General features: G+C 44.0%; 19 protein-coding genes and 1 pseudogene. 7 read left to right on the top strand and 13 right to left on the bottom strand.

Going from position 1 to position 20,875, the window contains the following annotated elements; genetic code table 11:
* Window positions 1-125: 125 nt before the first annotated feature.
* Window positions 126-869: a ribonuclease PH gene (gene rph, locus V7K49_RS31460; protein WP_335209139.1), complete on the bottom strand. Its 744-nt coding sequence runs from the start codon at window positions 867-869 to the stop codon at window positions 126-128.
* A 145-nt stretch (window positions 870-1,014) separates the two neighbouring features.
* Window positions 1,015-1,638, bottom strand: coding sequence for an adenylate kinase family protein (locus V7K49_RS31455; protein WP_335209138.1), 624 nt, complete (start codon window positions 1,636-1,638; stop codon window positions 1,015-1,017).
* 572 nt (window positions 1,639-2,210) lie between these two features.
* Here V7K49_RS31455 and V7K49_RS31450 point away from each other — a divergent pair.
* Window positions 2,211-2,747, top strand: coding sequence for a P-loop NTPase family protein (locus tag V7K49_RS31450; protein ID WP_334865941.1), 537 nt, complete (start codon window positions 2,211-2,213; stop codon window positions 2,745-2,747).
* 86 nt (window positions 2,748-2,833) lie between these two features.
* Window positions 2,834-3,403 (top strand): dCTP deaminase, encoded by a 570-nt coding sequence (gene dcd, locus V7K49_RS31445; protein WP_335209227.1) that lies wholly within the window; start codon window positions 2,834-2,836, stop codon window positions 3,401-3,403.
* 28 nt (window positions 3,404-3,431) lie between these two features.
* Here dcd and V7K49_RS31440 read toward each other — a convergent pair whose 3' ends face one another.
* The gene (locus V7K49_RS31440) at window positions 3,432-4,973 is read right to left on the bottom strand and encodes a thymidylate synthase (protein ID WP_335209137.1); all 1,542 of its coding nucleotides are present in this window, start codon (window positions 4,971-4,973) and stop codon (window positions 3,432-3,434) included.
* A 195-nt stretch (window positions 4,974-5,168) separates the two neighbouring features.
* Here V7K49_RS31440 and V7K49_RS31435 point away from each other — a divergent pair, with 195 nt between their 5' ends.
* Together V7K49_RS31435 and V7K49_RS31430 are read left to right on the top strand one after the other, a co-directional pair.
* Window positions 5,169-5,384, top strand: a complete 216-nt coding sequence (locus tag V7K49_RS31435; protein WP_335209136.1) for a high light inducible protein — start codon at window positions 5,169-5,171, stop codon at window positions 5,382-5,384.
* A gap of 145 nt (window positions 5,385-5,529) precedes the next feature.
* A complete protein-coding gene (locus V7K49_RS31430) occupies window positions 5,530-6,111 on the top strand; it encodes a thioredoxin family protein (RefSeq protein WP_335209135.1) in 582 nt (193 codons plus the stop codon).
* A gap of 184 nt (window positions 6,112-6,295) precedes the next feature.
* Here the strand turns inward: V7K49_RS31430 and V7K49_RS31425 are convergent, their stop codons facing one another.
* Window positions 6,296-6,808: a hypothetical protein gene (locus V7K49_RS31425; protein ID WP_334865961.1), complete on the bottom strand. Its 513-nt coding sequence runs from the start codon at window positions 6,806-6,808 to the stop codon at window positions 6,296-6,298.
* A gap of 1,112 nt (window positions 6,809-7,920) precedes the next feature.
* On the opposite strand from V7K49_RS31425, the gene V7K49_RS31420 reads away from it, so the two are divergent.
* Both V7K49_RS31420 and V7K49_RS31415 read left to right on the top strand, forming a co-directional pair.
* Window positions 7,921-11,391 (top strand): efflux RND transporter permease subunit, encoded by a 3,471-nt coding sequence (locus tag V7K49_RS31420; RefSeq protein WP_335209133.1) that lies wholly within the window; start codon window positions 7,921-7,923, stop codon window positions 11,389-11,391.
* Between the two features lie 94 nt (window positions 11,392-11,485).
* On the top strand, window positions 11,486-12,847 hold the full coding sequence (locus V7K49_RS31415; protein WP_335209132.1) for an efflux RND transporter periplasmic adaptor subunit: 1,362 nt from the start codon (window positions 11,486-11,488) through the stop codon (window positions 12,845-12,847).
* Between the two features lie 322 nt (window positions 12,848-13,169).
* On the opposite strand, the gene V7K49_RS34835 is transcribed toward V7K49_RS31415, so the two are convergent.
* From V7K49_RS34835 to V7K49_RS31395, 5 genes and pseudogenes are all read right to left on the bottom strand, one after another.
* Window positions 13,170-13,361, bottom strand: coding sequence for an SDR family NAD(P)-dependent oxidoreductase (locus V7K49_RS34835; protein ID WP_442948713.1), 192 nt, complete (start codon window positions 13,359-13,361; stop codon window positions 13,170-13,172).
* A 456-nt stretch (window positions 13,362-13,817) separates the two neighbouring features.
* Window positions 13,818-14,720 (bottom strand): annotated as a pseudogene (locus V7K49_RS31410) (aldo/keto reductase).
* Between the two features lie 35 nt (window positions 14,721-14,755).
* A complete protein-coding gene (locus tag V7K49_RS31405; protein WP_334865969.1) occupies window positions 14,756-15,022 on the bottom strand; it encodes a hypothetical protein in 267 nt (88 codons plus the stop codon).
* Window positions 15,016-15,759 (bottom strand): SDR family oxidoreductase, encoded by a 744-nt coding sequence (locus V7K49_RS31400; RefSeq protein ID WP_335209131.1) that lies wholly within the window; start codon window positions 15,757-15,759, stop codon window positions 15,016-15,018. The genes V7K49_RS31405 and V7K49_RS31400 overlap by 7 nt, the downstream gene beginning before the upstream one ends.
* A gap of 54 nt (window positions 15,760-15,813) precedes the next feature.
* Window positions 15,814-15,939, bottom strand: coding sequence for an alcohol dehydrogenase catalytic domain-containing protein (locus tag V7K49_RS31395; RefSeq protein ID WP_335209225.1), 126 nt, complete (start codon window positions 15,937-15,939; stop codon window positions 15,814-15,816).
* Window positions 15,940-16,083: 144 nt separating this feature from the next.
* Here V7K49_RS31395 and V7K49_RS31390 point away from each other — a divergent pair, with 144 nt between their 5' ends.
* On the top strand, window positions 16,084-17,067 hold the full coding sequence (locus tag V7K49_RS31390) for an AraC family transcriptional regulator (protein WP_335209129.1): 984 nt from the start codon (window positions 16,084-16,086) through the stop codon (window positions 17,065-17,067).
* A gap of 366 nt (window positions 17,068-17,433) precedes the next feature.
* Here the strand turns inward: V7K49_RS31390 and V7K49_RS31385 are convergent, their stop codons facing one another.
* From V7K49_RS31385 to V7K49_RS31370, 4 genes are all read right to left on the bottom strand, one after another.
* The gene (locus V7K49_RS31385) at window positions 17,434-18,402 is read right to left on the bottom strand and encodes a glutathione S-transferase family protein (RefSeq protein WP_334865975.1); all 969 of its coding nucleotides are present in this window, start codon (window positions 18,400-18,402) and stop codon (window positions 17,434-17,436) included.
* A 561-nt stretch (window positions 18,403-18,963) separates the two neighbouring features.
* Complete coding sequence (gene gatC, locus V7K49_RS31380; RefSeq protein WP_273764277.1) at window positions 18,964-19,254, bottom strand: Asp-tRNA(Asn)/Glu-tRNA(Gln) amidotransferase subunit GatC; 291 nt, start codon at window positions 19,252-19,254, stop codon at window positions 18,964-18,966.
* A 91-nt stretch (window positions 19,255-19,345) separates the two neighbouring features.
* Window positions 19,346-19,867, bottom strand: coding sequence for a photosystem I assembly protein Ycf3 (locus V7K49_RS31375; RefSeq protein ID WP_298919396.1), 522 nt, complete (start codon window positions 19,865-19,867; stop codon window positions 19,346-19,348).
* A gap of 258 nt (window positions 19,868-20,125) precedes the next feature.
* Complete coding sequence (locus V7K49_RS31370; RefSeq protein ID WP_335209128.1) at window positions 20,126-20,827, bottom strand: SOS response-associated peptidase; 702 nt, start codon at window positions 20,825-20,827, stop codon at window positions 20,126-20,128.
* Between the last annotated feature and the right edge of the window lie 48 nt (window positions 20,828-20,875).

Here is a 20,875-nt window from a genome sequence, read left to right as displayed (position 1 = left end):
GTAGTCAGTTGTACTAACTACTAATTACTTTCATGATTATTTTTATTTACACCCAGTTACTTGATACTTTGTTGAGTAACGCCATAGAGGATACATTTATTAATTCTTATTAAAAATTAATAAAACTAATTAATTACAAACAATGCTTCCCAGTCAGCGATCGCTTCGCGTTGGGCGATTAACAATTGCTGAATTCCTTTTTGAGCGACATCTAGGAGTTGATCCAACTGAGTACGGCTAAAGCTGCCTTCTTCGGCTGTTCCTTGGACTTCAATAATTCCCAGGTGTTGATTCATCACCACGTTAAAATCTACTGTTGCAGCCACATCTTCAAGATAATTTAGATCCAAAAATGGCTCTCCCTCCAGTAATCCTACGGAAACTGCTGCTACCTGTCCACACAGAGGCGATCGCTCCAACCCGCCCGACTGCAACAATTTAGAAATCGCATGAGCCAACGCGACAAAAGAGCCTGTAATCGCTGTTGTCCGAGTTCCAGCGTCTGCTTGCAAAACATCGGCATCTACAGTCAGCGTGCGTTCTCCCAGAGCCTCAAAATCCACTGCTGCGCGTAAGCTACGGCCAATTAGACGTTGAATTTCTTGCGTCCGTCCAGATAATTTCAATAATTCCCTTTCTTGCCGTTTTTGAGTAGCAGATGGTAACATCCGGTACTCAGCAGTTAACCAGCCTTTACCAGTTCCTTCAAGAAACTTCGGAACTCCTTTAGTAACGCTAACGGTACAAAGTACCTGAGTGTCACCACATCTGGTGAGAACAGAACCTGGGGCAAAGCGGGTGAAACTGGGGTAAAAGCTGATTGGACGTAATTCGTAGGGAAGACGGCCGTCTGGACGCTGCCAAGCCATTAGAGTTGCCTCAAGTTTTACAATACTGCCTTAAGGTTACCTTAGTGTTGCAAATCATCATTTTAGGGGCATTGGGCATTGGGCATTGGGCATTGGGCATGGGTCAATAATCAATAGTTCTTCCCCTGCCTCCCCTGCTCCTTTTCTAAGGAACTGAAAGCAGAGTCAAAATATTTTGCTGCACCATATCTGGTGACTGGTCGCCGTTGATGGTCAATAGGCGGCGACGACGGTCGTAATATTCTAGGATGGGAATGGTGCGATCGTAGAATAATTCTACACGGCGTTGCACAATTTCCGGTTGGTCATCTGGTAGCGATCGCCCCAAGGATCGGCTAACCATGACTGCTTCTGAGACTTGGAGATAAATTGCCCAATCTAGTTTTTGCCCTAAATTATCCAATAAAAAATCTAATTCTTCAGCTTGGAAAACAGTACGGGGATAGCCTTCTAACACCCAAGCACAGTCAATATCTGGTTGTCTGAGGCGAATTTGGATCAATTCAATGATCATTTCGTCTGGAACTAACTCCCCTTTTTGCATGTAGGGCCGTGCGTGGTAACCTAGTTCACTCAAGCTAGCGTAAACCGAAAGAGAAGTCCGGGGATCGGCTTGTAACCATTGAAATTCCGGAAAAGGCTGATCGCTAGATATTGCTTCCCGTAAAATCTCTCCTGTAGAAATCAGAGGAATATCAAAGTATCTGCAAAGCCTTTGTCCTTGAGTGCTTTTCCCCGATCCTGAACCTCCCAGAATCACCAATCTCACAACAATTAACTCCTCATCCTGTCAAATTCACTACTTGTTAAGTCTGTTTTGCCCAAACAACCGGGAAATCTAACATATAGCGATTTTCAGCCGTTATGCCCAGCTTTTTTGAAATAATTGGAACTCTAACTCATGTGTTTTCATTTTTACAACTACTTTCAGACAAAAAACGAAAATAACTCTTGACTTCAGCACAAACGTAGTGTTTGACTAAGAATGCAATTTGCCAAATCCACCACACGTGTGAAAAACAGATTAATTATACAGGCAGATTTGTAAGAATTACTGTCAACTAGAGGACTTTTGGGATAAGGGACTCTTGGGATAGGGGGATTTTGGGGTTACCCCATAGATAAATCTACTTGCTCTGAAAACTTGAACGCCTTATACCTCGTTGCAAGCAATCTCGGAAGAAACTTTTCTTTTTCTGCATAAATGAATTCACTCTTCTTGAAAAGAAAGTAGATAAGGGGTTTTTTCTTTTTTCCCCAAGTTCCCAAATCTGCCTTCCCAAGAGTCCTCTTCGGTCAGCAGAAAACCTTAATTTATTGTATCTTTTTGAACTTAACCCTATGGTTGCCCAGCTAGAAACTCCAAGTATCAATTCAACCCTTCCCTTACCATATCCAGTTGAAGGACTAGTGCAAGTTTTCACTAGCTCCCATCGCAACTTTTTTACGAGCGTTATGGCTCAATCACTGAGAATAGCTGGACAAGGAACGCCAGTATTAATAGTGCAGTTCCTCAAAGGAGGTATTCGTCAAGGACATGATCGACCCATACAACTAGGGCAAAATTTAGATTGGATTCGCTGTGATTTACCTCGTTGTATCGATACACCAGATTTAGAAGATACAGAAAACCAAGCCTTACAAAAGCTGTGGCTGTATACACAACAGGTAGTGTGTGAAAGCAAGTATTCTCTCGTAGTCTTGGATGAGTTAAGTTTAGCGATTAATTTTGGTTTAATTCCTGAAAGCGAAGTTTTAGCGTTTCTGGCAAAACGCCCTCCCCAGGTCGATATAATTCTCACAGGGCCAGAGATGCCAAAATCTCTCTTAGATGTAGCAGATCAAATTACAGAGATCCGCCGAAGTTATCGACCCTAAACAAAATACTCAGTTCACGATATTCTAGTAATTCGGTTTGAATTAGCTGTGAACTTGTGATTAAAAACGATATCTGGATTACTGAAATGGCTCAACAGGGTCTAATTTCGCCCTTTGAGCCAAGTTTAATCCGAAAAGTGCAAAAAGATGAGTCTGTAGCGGTTCAACCTGTAATCAGCTATGGTTTATCTTCTTACGGCTACGATATACGCCTTTCTCCGGCTGAGTTCCGCATTTTTCGCCACATACCCGGAACTGTAGTTGATCCCAAAAACTTTAATCCCCAAAATTTGGAGCCAACAGCACTGCACACAGATGCCAATGGCAACTACTTTATTTTACCTGCTCATTCCTATGGACTTGGGGTCGCTCTGGAAAAACTAGAGGTTCCTGAGAATATTACAGTAATTTGTATAGGTAAATCTACGTATGCAAGGTGTGGAATAATTGCAAACTTAACGCCTGCTGAGGCTGCATGGCGAGGTCATCTTACCTTAGAATTTTCTAATTCTTCTAGTGCTGACTGTCGCATCTACGCTAATGAAGGTGTGGTGCAATTACTATTTTTAGAAGGTGAACCCTGCGCTATCAGTTATGAGGCCCGTCAAGGTAAATATCAAGATCAGCTAGAAATTGTAACACTTCCTCGTATATAATATTATTTTATACAATTAAGAATTGAATTTACTTTGAAATCAAATGGGTTTTTAATGGCTTATCTTGTTCATAAATTAGACCTTGGCTTATTGACAAAACAACTTCTGCTTTTTGCAACTCCGCTCCCAAGTACATTGCATGTTCTACTTGTAAACCTGGACAATCAGCTGCTATTTGCCCATAAACTTGACTTGCAGATTTACCTGAATAACAATTAACTACTTCTCCAGAGCCAGACGTTGTGTGTTCTACTAAAATCATGCCATCTTGTACATTGATCATAAAGTTACCTGAAGGATCGATGTAATCCTTTTGCTTAAAAATTTTGGGGTACTGATGTTGAATCAGCTGATCAGCATTTTCAAAACAGTCATCATAAATATGGGCACTCTGGCTAATAGTAATTAATGGTCCCATTTTCAGCTGATGCCTTGATTGTTTAGTCACTTCATCCCAAATATGTTTTTGCAAAGCTCTTAACCCCATAGCATTGGCAGGCCATGCTGAAAACATATCATTACTGCGGAAAGTTGCTGTTAAAGATAGTTCATGATCAACAACTCGTATCCAAATGTGATTAAGGCAAGGTGGACTATCGTTTAAGAGGAGGTCATTACGCACATCCCACAAGGACATCACTACCCTAGCTGAATCAATATTATCTGAAAGTTTTTTAATTACTGCCTTAATTTGGTCAATTTCATCAAACCCTGAACGCAGGCGTTGACCATATGTGTACTTTACTCCTTCTTCACTGTAAGAAACATCATCTAAAATTGACGAGGTATAAGCATTGATGGAAGAGTGATCAAATGGCAAGTAATTTGGTTCTGGAAAATGGAAGTTATCTGGCTCCGAAGTGACAATTGCCATTAAGTCAATCAGTTCTTGCCATTGTCCATCATGAAGCGTAGGGCGAATCGTGCCTGTTGTTTTAATGCGGTGAATAATTTTTACCCAAGTTTCAGCTATAGTCTTGCCTTCTACTCGGTGGCCATAGAGTGGCCCTGGTAAAACAGTTGATTCGATAGTTGACATATCAAACTTTAACGGTTTACCCCACGGCTCAATTACTTCCCGTTCGGCATAGGATTTAACTTGATTAACTCCATCAGCAATTGATTTGGCTTCTTTGCAGTCTACGGACTGTCGTAATTTTTCTAGGGCATTAATATCAATATCAATATCAATATAACTAAGAATAGTAGAGCGAATTATCCAACAATGCCGTCCAGTGTCGTCACTCGAACCTTCTTCAAAACCATTGCGGAAAAAGTCCAGCAGGCACTGACATCCGCCTGCATTCTTGTCTTCCTTCGTAGCGTTGAGAACAACTAAATAGCGGACGTGGGGATTCAACAGCAAATTGCGAATTAGTAAGTTTATCCCACGGGTCGGCGAGTATAGTTGCCCAATTACAGCATAATCTTCGGGTTGTAGGTGTTTAGCGATCGCCTGCTTTACTGTCCATCCTGTAATCACTGCCGTCTGACCTAAACCATAAATAAGCTGGTTCGGCTTGTGCAGTGCTTTGTACTCGAATTGGGTTGCCTTACCCGTTGCTGTCATGATTGGCTAAAAATAGAAAAGTTAACAATCTTTTATCATAACTTAAATCTAACATTGCTAGTGGTTTCATCGAAGGTTAGGTTTTGGGAGTTTATTTAATACACAGCCAATATTTTATAAATCACTGCATTTGCTTTACAAATGTTAATATCTTTGTTACACTTATTTACATAAAGAGAAGACAGGGAAAAATCCATGCGTACAAACACTGCTAGAATTGACGACCAAGGCAAACTGAACAACTTTGCGATTGAGCCAAAGGTTTATATAGATGAGCAAGGCGATCACACAGGCTTCACTCCTTTTGCAGAACTGCTCAACGGTCGTTTAGCAATGATTGGTTTTGTCTCTCTGATAGCATTAGAAGTATTCACAGGACACGGTATCGTTGGTGTTTTGACAAGTCTGTAAAAACTGATTCCTGTAACATAACTCTCAATATAAATTAAGAGACGGTAAATTTACCGTCTCTTAATTTATGGAAAACTTAGTGGTAAAGTAAAATATACTGATAGCAAAAGCCGTTAGTTATCAGCATAAAGTTATCAGGTAAATTATGGCTTTAACTGCTTCAACTATGTTGCCGCTAGGCACGAAAGCACCAGATTTTGATCTACCGGAAGTAGTATTTGGAAAGGCAACTTCACTTTCCACCTTTGCAGACAAAAAAGTGCTGTTGGTAATGTTTATTTGTCGGCATTGCCCATTTGTAAAGCACGTCCAAAAAGAATTAGGGCAGTTAGGAAAAGATTATTTTACAGGTGATTTAGCGATCGTTGCCATCAGTGCTAACGATGCAAAGAATTACCCAGATGATGCGCCGGAGTCGTTACAAGCATTTGTTACAGAACAAGGGTTTAATTTTACATTATGCTACGACGAGAGCCAGGAAACGGCAAAGGCTTACACAGCAGCTTGCACACCAGATTTTTTTGTATTTGATGACCAACGCCAACTTGTTTATCGGGGGCAATTAGATGATAGCCGTCCGAGTAATGGTAAACCTGTAACAGGCGCAGATTTACGGGCAGCCATTGAAGCAGCGCTGGCGGGTAAACCTGTTACAAGCGAGCAAAAGCCGAGTGTTGGTTGCAATATTAAATGGAAACCTAGAAACCAACCCAGTTATTTTGGCTGAAAGGGACTAGTACCGCAAGGCAGAAGTCAAAAGTCAAAAGTCAAAATGAATACAGCATAAGCGTTTCGTTGATTTGGAATGGGTGGCTTATTTATGCCGTACTGTACTAGGTATTGGGTATTGGGTATTGGGTATTGGGTATTGGAAAATGTTCTTAGTCCCCAATCCCCAGTCCCCCTAACTATCAGTGTTTAATTTCCAAATTAAGTATGTAGCATCCTAGTTGGACTTTTTCTGCCCACAATTCATATTCCAGACGCAAATGTTCTGGCAAGGGATGTCCGTTGAGAGTTAGGCTACTAGTAAAATTTCGTAAACGAATCGGATTGTTAGGTTGGAATGACTCAGTTGGCAACCAATAGCGACTAATGCCATAAACGCCCTGTTCCCAAAAGTGACGGTAACTCACTTGAGCGTTACCTTGCATAGTCATGATCACCCGGTAAGGGGAAATCTCCAGCCACAAAATTCTGGGACTGTTAGGGGTATAAGCTTTGCTCTTACTTTGAGCAAGTGTGTCCTCTGGACTTGCGACACTCTCTACTTCGCAGCTAATTAGGGGCGGTGCAGTTAACAGCAAATGGAATCTATTAGTATCCTTTTGATACAATGTCGCGGCAGTTTCCACAACAGACCAGATTGGTAGGTCAGTGGAAATAAGTGATAAGCACACGGGCTTGCGGTGATGGGTGAGCATGGGAGCGATAAGGGCTAAAAGCTATTGAACAAAGTAAAATGAACACTCTAACTGTCTAATAGGTCACGGGTAAGAAACTAAATAGTAAAACAGGCTTAATATTAATGAATCAGCTGATTTGTCAAGCTACAAAAATTTGGATAGAAACAGGTAGAATGTCAGCTTAGATAGCAAAAACGGTATTTTTCTAGAGAGAGCTAATTCGTAAGTTAAGCTTGTAAATATTTTAAAGCTATAGCCTCAAAACAGTGGGAGTCGTTTTAGATGCTAAGAAACCTTCTTGAGGGAGACTTGCCGTAGATTGGAGTAAGTTTCATACAGCAAAAAGCGAGGGACACTAGGCAGAAAGTCACTAGCAGCGACAAATAAAGTCACTGATAAACTTCCGGTGTATTCAAAAGTCAGTGTATCCTAATGTCGGCTTCTGTTATAACCGTAGAAGCTCACAAAGACCTCTCTCACAAGTTAATTATATTCAGCAGCCCTTTTATTGGGCTATCTTTACAGGCTTGCATCTGGGGAGCATCCCAATGCAAGCAAATTTACTAAAATCGTTAAAAGTCAATTGCGAATGAAGCACACTCCAACTCTACAAGACGCTCTTGCGTTCGTGCAGCGTTGCGAAGAAAAGAATCGTAAAGTGTGTGTAATATAACCCGCCAGCAGTAAAAAAACTAGAGCTAAATTTCCTTTCAAGAAACTGATACACAAAGGAATAGGAGCCAAAATTGAAACACTCATGTTCTCTGTACTCAATACTGCTTAAAGCTTAACCGAACCGGATTGACCCAACACCTGTTTGTTTAATGTTAAGAAATATTTCGTTAATAGCATCTATGACTGGTGACGTGGGTCACAAAGGAGAAAACGCGTTACATTTATTTACGATATCTTCAGTAGATTTTTATATATCTAACTCTGTTTCATCACCCTAGAAAACGAAAAATAAGATGCCATTTTTAATACAAGATAAGAAATGGGTTTGAGTTTTTATTTTCTAATACAATGCACAAAATTGTGGCTTTTGACAAAGGGCACTTGTAAGAAGGATTCTAAATTATTCTCTCGCAATAGTGATGATAGAGCGCTAAACCCATTTAAAAGGAAATTGCATGTGGATCGTCAAAATTGCTTTACGTCTTCCGTATACATTCGCGATCGCTGCCTTGATGATTGTGATCCTGGGTGTAGTAACGATATTTGGCACAGCGGTTGACATTTTTCCCGCAATCAACATCCCGGTTGTCAGTATAGTTTGGACTTATACTGGTACGACATCTGAGGAAATGGCACAGCGAATCGTGACAATTAGCGAACGTGCCATGACAACAACTGTTGGGGACATCGAACACATTGAGTCTCAATCTTTAAGTGGTGTTAGTGTTGTCAAGGTTTTTTTCCAACCGAGCGTCAATATAGCCTCAGCCGTCGCTCAAATCACCTCTGTCAGCCAAACAATTCTCCGTCCTTTGCCACCCGGGATCACGCCGCCATTCATCATTCAATACAACGCTTCTAGCGTGCCGATTATCCAGATGAGTGTCAGCAGCAAAAACTTGCCGGAACAAGCGCTCAATGACTATGCTACCAACTTTGTCCGCACCCAGTTAGCAACAGTCCAAGGGGCGAGTGTACCTTTGCCCTATGGTGGTAAACCTCGGCAAATTATGGTTGATATCGATCCCGAAGCGATGTTGGCTAAAGGTGTTTCTGCCCAAGACGTGACTAATGCTGTCAGTGCCCAAAACCTAGTCTTGCCCGCAGGCAATATGAAGATAGGCGCTCGCGACTTCGCCGTACAAATCAACAATAGTCCAGATGTAGTAGCAGCCCTCAACGACTTGCCGATTAAGCAAGTCAATGGTAATGTGACTTACATTCGCGATGTCGCGCAGGTACGGGATGGCTTTGCTGTGCAAGCGAACATAGTACGTGAAAATGGCAGGCGCTCAAGCTTACTGAGTATTCTCAAGAGTGGTAATGCCTCAACTATTGATGTGATTGATCGGGTGAAAAAAGCTTTGCCTCGCATCCAATCCACTTTACCCCCAGGACTGAATTTAGCCTTTTTGTTCGATCAATCTGTATTTGTTAAAGCTTCGATTCAAGGCGTTCTCAAAGAAGGATTGATTGCCGGGTGTCTCACCGCGCTGATGATTTTGATTTTCTTAGGAAGTTGGCGCAGCACTGTCATTGTAGCCGTATCGATTCCCCTCTCGATGCTGGTTTCGATTATTGTGATGAGTCGTTTGGGGCAAACTTTCAACATTATGACTTTGGGTGGTTTGTCCTTAGCTGTCGGTATTCTCGTAGATGATGCCACAGTAGAAATTGAAAATATCCATCGAAATCTCGGACAAGGTAAACCAATCAAGCGAGCAATCTTAGATGGAGCGCAGCAAATCGCAACTCCAGCACTTGTAGCAACATTATGTATTTGTATTGTCTTTGTGCCAGTTGTGTTTTTGAGTGGAGTGGCAAAGTACCTGTTTGTCCCGCTAGCGATGGCGGTAGTATTTGCCATGCTTGCTTCTTATGTGCTATCTCGGACTGTAGTACCGACGATGGCAAATTATTTCCTACCACATGAAGCGCACTTGCATAGAGAAAGTGAGGATCATAATGGTCATGGCGATCGCCATAATATAGATTCACCAGTCCAAAACAATAATGGTCATGGCGATCATCATATAGATTCGCCAGTCCAAAACAATAATGGTCATGGCGATCGCCACACCCATTCACTAGTCGAAATCCATGATAGTCGCGACTACCACCACACCCATTCGCCAGTCCAAAACAATAATGGTCACGACAACCACCACCAAACGCAAGAAGCAACAACAAAAACTGCCGAACCTGTTAAGAAAGATTGGATATGGCGGCTACACGAAAAGTTTAACCGACAATTTGAGAAATTTCGCAGTTGGTACTACGATGTCCTGACCTCAGCACTAAATCACCGCCGCATAGTCTTTGTGCTGTTTGGTGCTTTTATAATAAGTGCAGGAGTTTTGTTGCCGTTCGTCGGTCAAGATTTTTTCCCTGAAGTCGATGGTGGTCAGTTTAGCCTGCATGTTCGAGCCTTACCTGGTACTCGTTTGGAAGAGACAGAAAGAATTGTCAGCCAAGTCGAAGGCGTTATCCGCCAGACTGTACCGAAAGAAAATCTCTCGAAGATTCTGGATAACATCGGTTTACCCAACAGTGGCATTAACCTTACATACGGCTACAACGGTGCTACAATTGGGCCGGCTGATGCTGACATTCTTGTGTCCCTAAAAGAATCTGGTTCAACTTTTTCTTATGTCAAGCAACTCCGCCAGAAATTGAAAGCGACATTTCCCAATTACACCTTCTTTTTTGAACCGGCTGATATTGTTACTCAAATTCTGAATTTCGGTTTGCCTGCTGCTGTTGACGTGCAAATATCTGGGCCTCTGCAAAACTCAAAGGCCAACTTTAAAATTGCCAAAGAAATTGAAGCAAAGATGACGCTGATTCCTGGTACTGTAGATGTACACATGCAGCAAGTTGTCGATGCGCCAGAGTTACGTCTTGATGTAGATCGCACCGAGGCTCAACAACTGGGTATGACGCAGCGTGATGTTGCCAATAGCGTTCTCACTTCCTTAAGTTCAAGCGGTCAAGCTGCAATTAACCAATGGCTCGATCCCAAAAAAGGCGTTAGTTACACCCTTGCTGTACAAGTTCCCCAGTACAAAATTGACTCTATTGACAGCCTGAAAAATACCCCAGTTAGTAACGGTCAAACTGCACCCCAACTTTTAGGTAATTTGGCTAGTGTCAGACGCGACACAGTGATGCAAGTTGTAAATCACTACAACATTCAGCCAGTTTTCGATATCTACGCTAACTCCTCCGATCGCGATCTGGGGGGAGTTGCCCGCGATGTAGATCGAATCATCGCTGATTATAAGAAAAAATTGCCTCACGGTAGTCAGATAAATGTCCGCGGGCAAGTGCAAACGATGAACTCTTCGTTCCTGGGACTTGGTTTCGGACTTGTATTTGCAATTGTGCTGGTTTACTGCTTAATGGTGGTGAACTTCCAATCTTGGCTTGATCCCCTGATTATTATGATGGCACTGCCAAGTGCTTTAGCTGGTATTGTCTGGATGCTGTTTGTCACCCGCACCACTTTCAGCGTTCCTTCGTTAATGGGTGCAATTATGAGTATAGGTGTGGCGACATCAAACAGTATTCTACTGATTACTTTTGCTAATGACCAGCGTCTAGAAGGGCAAAATGCCTATAAAGCAGCGCAAGCGGCGGGTCACACGCGGTTGCGTCCTGTATTAATGACTGCCTTAGCCATGCTCATTGGTATGGTGCCAATGTCTCTCGGTCTTGGTGAAGGTGGTGAGCAGAATGCACCCTTGGGTCGCGCTGTAATTGGCGGCTTGTCAGCTGCAACAGTTGCGACACTCATCTTTGTACCAGTTGTATACAGCATGTTACGGCGTAAACAACCTCGTCCTATTGATCAGGATGATGACGATTTAAATTTCTCAGATCCACAGACTGCATACTCGTTGTCATCATCCCAAGGCAAGGAGTAAGCAATTTCATTGTTCAAAATTGCCAAAGCCAATGATCGTAATGACTCTAGCTGCTGAATTTCTGCAAATAAGATAATATTGGGATAGCTTAACTATGGATTCTCAGCCTCCTGCATCTCCTGATTCTCAACAACAAACGACTTCTAGAAAAAGGCGCGGCATCGGTCGAATTGGTTGGGCTGTAATTGGTGCTGTTTTTTTTGGTAGCCTACTAGCCATAGGTATTCTGCCTCGGTTAAGCCAAAGGTCAGAATTACAAGCAGCAGTCAAGGAAGCAAGCACCTTAACCTCAGTCAACATTATCACTCCTCGTCGCGCTGCTGCTACTACCAATTTGGAACTACCTGGCAGTGTTGTAGCCCTTAACCAAACGACCATCTACGCTCGCAGTACTGGGTATTTGCGGCGGTGGTACGCAGACATTGGCGATCGCGTGCAGGCAGGTCAATTATTAGCAGAAATTGATTCACCAGACATAGATCAGCAAGTTTTGCAAGCGAAGGCAGAGTTAGCACAAGCACAAGCCAACGTCCTTCAAAGTCGTGCTAGTTTAGCTAAAGGTGTTTCTGATTTGAAGCAAGCCCAGGCTAATCTATTGATCGCACGTCAGAGTTGGCAGCGCTGGAGTGTTCTTGTCAAGCAAGGTGCAGTACCTCAACAAGATGCAGATACAAGATATGCCACATATCAGGCTAATCTTGCGAACGTTGAGGCAGCAAAAAATACTATCAATTCTGACTCTGCTAACGTCAAAGCAGCACAAGCTAACGTTTATGCAAGTCAAGCAAACTTCCAGCGTAATACCGTATTACAGTCTTATAAGAAAGTTACTGCTCCCTTTGCAGGGGTGATTACCGCACGTAACGTAAATACAGGTGTTTTAATTTCAGCAGGTAGTGGCACCAGCAATACTAGTAGTAACACCAATACCAGCAACACCAACACTAGCAATACCAGCCTTTATACCATTGCTGCTTATGACAAGTTAGACGTGAATGTGAATGTTCCACAGAGTTTATCACCGTCATTTCAGACTGGTCAAACAGCAGAAATTACAGTCAAAGAGTTACCACAACGAGCGTTTACGGGTAAAGTAGTGCGTACTAGCAACGCTATAGATCCAAATACTCGCACTTTGCTGACACAATTAGAAGTGGAGAATTACAACGCGACGCTGCGACCTGGGATGTATGCCACTGTTAAATTTGCCATTAACCGCACTAATACTCCCTTTGTTGTGCCAGATAGTGCCTTAGTCGTTAACGCCGGAGGTACGCAGGTAGCAACTCTAACCAAAGACCAAACAGTGCATTATCAAAAAGTTGTCGTTGGGCGAGATTATGGTACTGAAGTCGAAATTACATCAGGTCTGACAGGAAATGAATCGCTGATTGCCACTCCTACGGTTGATGAGACAGAGGGTTTGCGCGTGCAGCCAGTTGCACAAAAAAAGTAGACTCAATATTATCAATTTACCTGACTTTTAACGTCATGTGAAAAAGCTAAGGCGAAACCTAACCCCCAGCCCCCTTTCCTACTAGGGAATCTACCGTGTACAGACAAGTCCTAAAAAACCTAGTTTTGTAGGGTGATGCCTCTCCTCTTTTAGGCTAGCGTGTATACACAAGTCTTTTAGAGTTGCTAGATAACGTAGGGTGTGCATTGGCATTGTCAGTGGATACAATCGCATTGCAGGTTCAAAAATACTTGTGTGTACACCGTAGGTCTTTAGACCGGGGAGAGGTCAAAGCACTTTTGATTTAAGTGAGGTAGACTAATCATACCCACGCGATCGCGCACTCTCCCCGATGCCTTGCATTGTTGACCAGGACATCGATGTGGCCGAACTGCTTCACCGCCTCCTCGACGGCCGCCTTCGCCTGTACCTCGTTGGCAATGTCCAATCGGACAAACGTAATGTTCTCGCTCGAAACGTCACGGTAGGCATTTCGCACTTTGTCGAGATTTATTTCTTCTGATCGCGATGACGCGGTTACCAGCCTGCAATGCCGCTGCCGGCACCTGTGATAAACCAGACTTTGCTCATGATTATTTTCCTTTTATTCTGCGCTTAATCAGGTCTTGTATTGTTCATCGCTGACAAAACAATTAAAAATTAAAAATGTCTAATTAAAAATGGAAAATTAAGTAGAAACTTTGGTCGTGGGATACAGAGCTTACTTTAAAAAAGAATTGCAGCCAGACGCGCAGCGCGAAGTGCAAGGCATCCTTGTTCCAAGCCCACGACTTAAGTCGTGGGCTTAGAATTTTTAATTTTTAATTCGAGCGTTCGCCCTTGGCGTCTCGTAGAGAAGCGAGTGACCTTTTCCATCCACTCGACGGTATTGCTGCACCAGTCGTTTGTCTGGCGTACGTAGTCTGCTACGGTGACCAAAATGTAAACGAGAGAACATATTTTTCGCCGTTTAGCGACCGGTCATTTGCTCCAGCTTTTCGGGGTATCTAGCCCCTTGCACTGCGATCTTGGAGGCGGCGTCATCGATGTCACGCAGATCGTCGGGCGTGAGTTCGACTGAGACTGCCCCGATATTTTCGTCCAAGCGATGCAGCTTTGTAGTGCCTGGGATCGGAACAATCCACGGCTTTTGGGCCAGCAGCCAAGTAAGCGCAATTTGAGCCGGTGTCGCCTGCTTCTGTTCTGCGATGCTGCCGAGCAGATTAATCAGAGCCTGATTCGCCTTCAGAGCCTCCGGCGTGAAGCGAGGCAGGGTGCTGCGGAAGTCAGAGCTGTCGAAGGTCGTGCTTTCGTCCATCTTGCCAGTGAGAAAGCCCTTGCCCAGCGGACTATACGGGACAAAGCCGATTCCGAGTTCCTCAAGGGTCGGTATCACTTCCTTCTCAGGAGTCCTTGTCCACAGCGAGTATTCACTCTAGAGAGCAGTGACCGGCTGAACCGCGTGCGCGCGACGAATCGTTTGCACTCCTGCTTCAGAGAGTCCAAAGTGCTTAACCTTACCTTGCTGAATCAGTTCCTTCACTGCTCCTGCCACGTCTTCGATCGGCACATTCGGGTCAACCCGGTGCTGATAGAGCAGGTCGATTGTCTCGACCTTGAGTCGCTTGAGCGACCCCTCCACGGCCCGCTTGATCTGCTCTGGGCGACTATCCAATCCTGGCGCACCCTTCATCCCACGGGGATCGGAATTAGGACTGAGGTCGAATCCGAATTTAGTGGCAATGACCACTTGCCCACGCAAAGGAGCGAGGGCTTCGCCCACAAGCTCTTCGTTCAAGAACGGACCGTAGACCTCGGCGGTGTCAAAGAATGTAACGCCGCGTTCGACGGCGGCCCCCAGAAGAGCGGTCATCTCCTGCGTGTCTTTGGGCGGGCCATAAGAAAAACTCATTCCCATGCAGCCAAGCCCGATAGCCGAGACTTCCAGATTACTGTTGCCAAGTTTGCGGTTTTGCATTGTTTTTCTCCGTTGATGTGGAACTGATATTGTTCGCCGTCGATCGCTCCCGCCGTTGTAAGTCGCCTTCGCTGCGATCGCTGCTCACAGGGAAGATCGTCGATGCGGAACGAAGCACTTCTGTGACCCCATCGAGGCCAGAGATAGAAGACGTTGAGGAGGATGAAGAGCAGCACCGCCAGCACAATCCTTACCAAGGCTGCGTGGTTGGTCCAATCGTAAATTCGTTCACGTTTGTGTCTTCTGGCTGGTCAATCGCAAACGCCACAACATTGGCTACTCGATCTGGTGAGATGCCATATTGCTTATACAACTCTGTCATTTTTTCAGCCACATCTTGGTCAGTAATCATATCCAACAACTCAGTGTTAATTGCGGCAGGGTAAATTGTCGCAGCCCGAATGTTAGTCCCCTCTTGAGCAGACTCCATGCGTAGAACTTCCATAAAATCGCGTACAAACCATTTCGTCCCACCATACACCGCACCACCTGGATAAGCTTTTAATCCAGCAACCGATGAAGTTGTGATAACATGCCCAGACTTTTGGCTAATAAACGTTGGCAAAACAGCAGCGATACCATTTAGTACACCCTTGATATTGGCATCAACCGTTTGATTCCATTCATCAGTTTTCAATGCAGAAAGTGGAGAAGTTGGCATTATGCCAGCGTTCAAGAAAATAACATCGACGCCTCCAAATGTTTCCTTGGCAAGCTTGACGATCTCAGCGTTATCAGATGGGTTAACCACATCCATCACTTGATAGACTGCTTGTCCGCCAGCTTTTTGAATTTCATCAACCAGTTGTCTCAATTGGTGCTTGCGTCGCGCGCCTAATACGACTTTAGCGCCTTTGCTTGCAAGCAATTTCGCACTTGCTTCACCAATCCCTGATGATGCGCCGGTAATAATCACAACTTTGTCTTTAATCATCTTATTCCTCTTTTTGTTGAGTAACTACTGAGTTCCGCCTAACGGACTTGCCAATCAGCCGACTCCCACTAGGTCGCCGGGTTTGAATTGGGTCACTGCTGAGCCGACCTGAGTGACACGACCGACGATCTCATGACCGGGAACAATCGGGTAGACTGTGCCGCCGGTGAAGCGATCCATCATCGATGTATCAATAATAAAAATCCAGAATGCTTACAAGAAGCTGGAATCATTTTTCATTGCTTTAGCTTCATTCTAAGAATCTTCAAGGGTAAGCAATAAGACGATCCTCTAAGATCGTTGTACAATCCTGCAAACTTAGAAATGAACGCTGCCAAAACCAGTGAAAAGTCCGATATGGATTTAATGAACGACCAGCAGGCAAAGCGCGAGGCAGACAGAGCGCAAGCCAACAGAGACGAACTGACTGAGCGTATTGCACAGACTATCCGTAATGATGGGACGATTGAGCCGCTGAAAGGATTGCACCTCAAGCGCTCCTCTTCGCCTTCAGAATCCTGTCATGGTGTCTCTGTTCCTGCCTTTTGTGTGATTGCCCAGGGCAGCAAAGAAGTTCTTCTGGGCAACGATCGCTATCAGTACGACCCAATGCATTATCTGCTTGCTACGGTTGAACTACCGATTGTCAGCCAAATTCTGGAAGCGTCTAAGGAGCAACCGTACCTTAGCGTTCGCCTCGATCTTAACCCCACCCTCGTGGGCTCAGTGATGGTCGAGGCAGGGTATCCCTCATCGCGCAGCCGTGCTGATGTGAAAGCCATTGACGTAAGTCCGTTGGATGCAAATCTGTTGGACGCCGTGGTGCGGCTCGTCAGGCTTCTAGATTCCCCTGCTGAAGCTCATGTTCTCGCACCACTGATTAAGCGGGAAATCATTTACCGACTCCTGATGGGAGAGCAAGGTAATCGGCTCCGTCATATTGCAGTTCTGGGTGGCTACACTTACTACATCGCCAGAGCCGTCGAGCGACTTCGTAAAGACTTTAAGGAGCCGCTTCGGATTGAAAGCATTGCACGAGAGCTTGGAATGAGTGTTTCGGGCTTTCACCATCACTTCAAGTCTGTCACTGCAATGAGTCCCTTGCAGTTCCAGAAGCAACTGCGGCTCCAGGAGGCTCGCCGTCTGATGCTGGGGGAAAACCTTGACGCTAGCAGTGCTGCCTACCGAGTGGGGTACGACGATGCCTCGCACTTCAACCGGGAGTACAAGCGGCTCTTTGGTGCACCACCGATGCGCGATGTGGAACGGCTGCGAGAAGCTGCTAAGGAGACTGCTAGTTCAATATGATCTCTTCAAGACGTCCTAATCTTGCTAGAAATCGCTAAAACATTGTGGAGACAGTTCTGTGGCAGTTGCTCTACCAACCGTGCATGAAGCGATCGCTTCTTCGTCACTAATGTCAGAGCCAGTATGAGGCTCCAAATTTTAACCTAGCTGTAAGGGAAAAGCTTGTTATCAACTATTCGATTTATTTAAACTTTATCGAATTACTGTGATTTAAAGTATTTGTACTGGATCACGTATATTTTGCAAAAATCAACGCGTTTAAATTTTTTACTCCAGATGAATGCCACTAAGTTCTAGGCTGCATGTAATACTCATGAAACGATAACGCGACAAGCGAACAAAACAGTTAAAGGTCAACAGTATTAATCAAGCAAATATTTTATCGCGGTTATGGGGTGCATCAAAATCAATCAGTGGGCCTTTGGGAACGATGCGAGTTGGGTTAACTTGGGGATGGCTTTTGTAATAATGCCGTTTGATGTGGTCAAGATTGCAAGTCTCTTTGACACCCGGCAGTTGGTAAAGTTCTTTGAGATAATTCCACAGATTCGGATAATCTACAATCCTGCGTAAGTTGCATTTGAAATGTACATAATAAACTACATCGAAACGAAACAGAGTAGTGAACATACACCAGTCCGCCTCAGTAATTTCATTTCCGCAAAGATAGCGTTGATTTCCCAATACTTTTTCCCAGTAGTCAAGAGCGGTGAATAATTCCGTTACCGCTTCATCATAAGCTGACTGAGTGGTAGCAAATCCCGCCCGGTAGACACCATTATTTATTGGTTGATAAATTGTATCAATCGTCTCGTCAATTAATTTTTGTAAATCTTCTGGATAAAAGTTGATATTTTGTTTAGCGAAAGCATTGAATTGTGTATCAAACATCCGGATGATTTCGCGGGATTCATTATTAACAATTGTCGCATTTTGAATATCCCATAAAACTGGAACTGTCACCCGGCCGCTATAGTTAGGGTCAGCCTTCAGATAAAGTTGCCAAAGATACTGAGTACCGTTGACTGTATCGGGAATGCACCCCGGTTCATCGCCAAATTCCCAGCTATTTTGATCAATTTCTGCTGCAACGACCGATAACCCTATGACATCTTGAAGTCCTTTCAATTGGCGGAGAATGGCGGTGCGACACGCCCAAGGGCAAGCCCAAGAAATATACAGATGATAGCGCCCTGCTTCAGCTTTCAAACCACTAGAACCATCAGATGTAATCTGGTTGCGGAAAGTTGTTGATGGACGGATAAATTTACCTTCTGAGTCTTCTTGATCTCTTTGAGATACCCACTGACCATTCTTAAGAATTCCCAAACCCATAATTATCTCCTTAGTACAGTTTTGCGTAAAAGCGTAATGTTTTTAAACGCAGAGGGACGCAAAGTAAACGCAAAGTGACACAGAGTTTTGCCTAATTTATTTCGCTACGAATTAATGAAATGTTGTACTTAGTTATTAGTCAAGAGTCAAGAATCTAAAACTCTGGACTTTTGACTTTTGACCTAATTTTAGATTTGAAATTTTGGAAAATGGAATTGTTGGCGGAGCCTCTCGTAGAGAATATTCTTGCGTTCCATTATTTAATGCATGTTTGTCCCTTGCGCGTCTCGTAGAGAAGCCCCCGAATTAGAACGCGAGAATAATTATATTATCCAAAATCCTTGCATTAATTGACTTTTCAAGTGACTTAATTGCTGGGGTCAATCTAAAATCTAAAATCGTTCGACTGAGCGACTTGTACCGACTTGTACTGAGCTTGTCCTGACTTGTACTGAGCGTAGTCGAAGTAGCGGCATCGTTGGCGCAGCCTCTCTAAGAGTTGGGCGGCGTCGAAGTAGCGAAGTCGAGGTAAGCCGAAGTCCAAAATCCAAAATTGCTTGACTATTCAGCGTTGAGGATTTTTGGCACTTTGAAAAATTCGCCTTCTTGTTCAGGCGCACTGTTGAGGATACTTTCCCGGTCTGGATAGGGTTGCAATTCATCCTCTCGTGTGATGTTGCTGACATCAATTGCCCGTGTTGTTGGGGGCACATTACTGACATCAAGTTCATTCAACTGTTCAATATAATCCAAAATATTTCCTAACTGGGTAGTGAATTGTTCCTCTTCTTCTGGAGTCAATTCTAAACGAGCAAGATTAGCTACTTTATGAACTTGTTCTTGGTCAATCATATTTTTTTTGTTAGGAGTTAGGAGAGACGCGATTAATCGCGTCTGTACAGGAGTTAGGAGTGAATGATTCATAATTCCTAACTCATCACTTTTAGAAGAATACGTCAATTTGCGATCGCTTAGTGGTTTTCAGCCAGTTTTGGGCTTCGATGTAGTTATTGGGAGCCATGCGAATAGCTCGAATCCAATAGTCTGCTGCTTGGTCAAACAGTGCTTCGCCAGCCTCGTTATCTCCAGCTTCTTTCTCCCTTTCACCTTGATAGTGATAAATCACGGCGATGTTGTTCAAGGCTTGGGGCATACGTGGGTTTAACTCAATTGCCTGGTGATACAGTTCTAAAGCTTTTTTGTGGTCGCCGTTACTGGCATAGATTAGCCCCATATTGTAAAGAATATAGCCGCGATCGTTGGTATCTTCCTCTAGCGTTAGAGCTTCTTCATAGTATTCCAATGCTTCAGCATATTCCCCTTCTGCTTGGGCTGACATGCCATCTCGATAATAAACAAACGCTTCTTTAGCTTTTTTGTTGGTTGGCAGGATTTTCAGGATGATATCCGCCATTACTGTAAAGGATTTGTCAACAAAATTATCGTTTTTTTGTGTTCTTGGCATATTTGTCTCTGGGGATTGGGGATTGGGGAACTCAGAGTCCCCTCTGGGGATAAGGGACTGGGGATTGGGGATTGGGGATTGGGCACTTGTACTGAGCGTTCGCGTAGCGTCTCGTAGAGAAGCCGAAGTATTGGACACTTGTACTGAGCGTTGCCGTTGGCGCAGCCTCTCGTAGAGAAGTATTAGGCATTCGGCAATAATCAATAGTTTTTCTTCCCCTGCTCCCTCATCTTCCCAATTCCCTAGTACACTCAATAGCTAATTTAACTGATTTGCGGTGGCATTCTTCTCACTCAGGGGTATGATACATTCCGGATTATTATGCCGAGCGTTGTTTACCAAGGTGCTAACTGAATAGGCAGTCATTGCTGACGCTGGATAGGGACGCAATAACTGCTGTAGGGTTTGGGGCGTTTGCACCTGCAAATCTAGCCATAAATCGTAATCTTGTGGCTCTAAAATCACTGGCATCCGCTCGTGGATAGGTTGGAGTAATTCGTTAGCTGCCGTTGTCAAAATTGTACAAGAAATTATTTCCTCGTCAGCAGGCGATCGCCATTTCTCCCACAAACCTGCAAAGCCGAAGGGTTGCCCATCTTGAAGGCGAAAATAAAACGGCTGTTTTTTGCCTTGTTGCCGTTGCCACTCATAAAAGCCATCAGCTAGCACTAAACAGCGTCTGTGCTTAAAAGCCGAACGAAAAGCGGGTTTTTCGGCAACAGTTTCTGCCCTAGCGTTAATCAGCTTTGCCCCCATTCCTGCATCTTTCGCCCATGACGGAATTAAGCCCCAATGCAACTGCTTAAATTCACGCTTTTCGCTTTCGGGATTTTGTAACACTGTTGCCACCATTTGCGTAGGTGCAATGTTATATTCGGCTGCTAAATCGGGAACTGACTCGACATGGAAAACTTGAGATAATCCTGCTGCTGACTGGTTTAGAGTAAATCTTCCACACATACTTTTATTCTCAATCCCTAACTAAATTAAACATCTCAATCTAGAAAT

The sequence above is a fragment of the Nostoc sp. genome, assembly GCF_036919675.1.
Classification (GTDB): Bacteria; Cyanobacteriota; Cyanobacteriia; order Cyanobacteriales; family Nostocaceae; genus Nostoc.
This window is presented reverse-complemented; position numbering and strand designations above follow the sequence as displayed.

Coding starts and splice junctions, on each gene's coding strand:
- V7K49_RS31435 (WP_335209136.1), top strand. CDS start 5,169: ATGCGTACAAACACTGCTAGAATTGACGACCAAGGCAAACTGAACAAC.
- V7K49_RS31420 (WP_335209133.1), top strand. CDS start 7,921: ATGTGGATCGTCAAAATTGCTTTACGTCTTCCGTATACATTCGCGATC.
- V7K49_RS31400 (WP_335209131.1), bottom strand. CDS start 15,759: ATGATTAAAGACAAAGTTGTGATTATTACCGGCGCATCATCAGGGATT.
- gatC (WP_273764277.1), bottom strand. CDS start 19,254: ATGATTGACCAAGAACAAGTTCATAAAGTAGCTAATCTTGCTCGTTTA.
- V7K49_RS31425 (WP_334865961.1), bottom strand. CDS start 6,808: ATGCTCACCCATCACCGCAAGCCCGTGTGCTTATCACTTATTTCCACT.
- V7K49_RS31390 (WP_335209129.1), top strand. CDS start 16,084: ATGAACGCTGCCAAAACCAGTGAAAAGTCCGATATGGATTTAATGAAC.
- V7K49_RS31430 (WP_335209135.1), top strand. CDS start 5,530: ATGGCTTTAACTGCTTCAACTATGTTGCCGCTAGGCACGAAAGCACCA.
- V7K49_RS31395 (WP_335209225.1), bottom strand. CDS start 15,939: ATGGATCGCTTCACCGGCGGCACAGTCTACCCGATTGTTCCCGGTCAT.
- dcd (WP_335209227.1), top strand. CDS start 2,834: ATGGCTCAACAGGGTCTAATTTCGCCCTTTGAGCCAAGTTTAATCCGA.
- V7K49_RS31440 (WP_335209137.1), bottom strand. CDS start 4,973: ATGACAGCAACGGGTAAGGCAACCCAATTCGAGTACAAAGCACTGCAC.
- rph (WP_335209139.1), bottom strand. CDS start 869: ATGGCTTGGCAGCGTCCAGACGGCCGTCTTCCCTACGAATTACGTCCA.
- V7K49_RS31450 (WP_334865941.1), top strand. CDS start 2,211: ATGGTTGCCCAGCTAGAAACTCCAAGTATCAATTCAACCCTTCCCTTA.
- V7K49_RS31415 (WP_335209132.1), top strand. CDS start 11,486: ATGGATTCTCAGCCTCCTGCATCTCCTGATTCTCAACAACAAACGACT.
- V7K49_RS31375 (WP_298919396.1), bottom strand. CDS start 19,867: ATGCCAAGAACACAAAAAAACGATAATTTTGTTGACAAATCCTTTACA.
- V7K49_RS31370 (WP_335209128.1), bottom strand. CDS start 20,827: ATGTGTGGAAGATTTACTCTAAACCAGTCAGCAGCAGGATTATCTCAA.
- V7K49_RS31385 (WP_334865975.1), bottom strand. CDS start 18,402: ATGGGTTTGGGAATTCTTAAGAATGGTCAGTGGGTATCTCAAAGAGAT.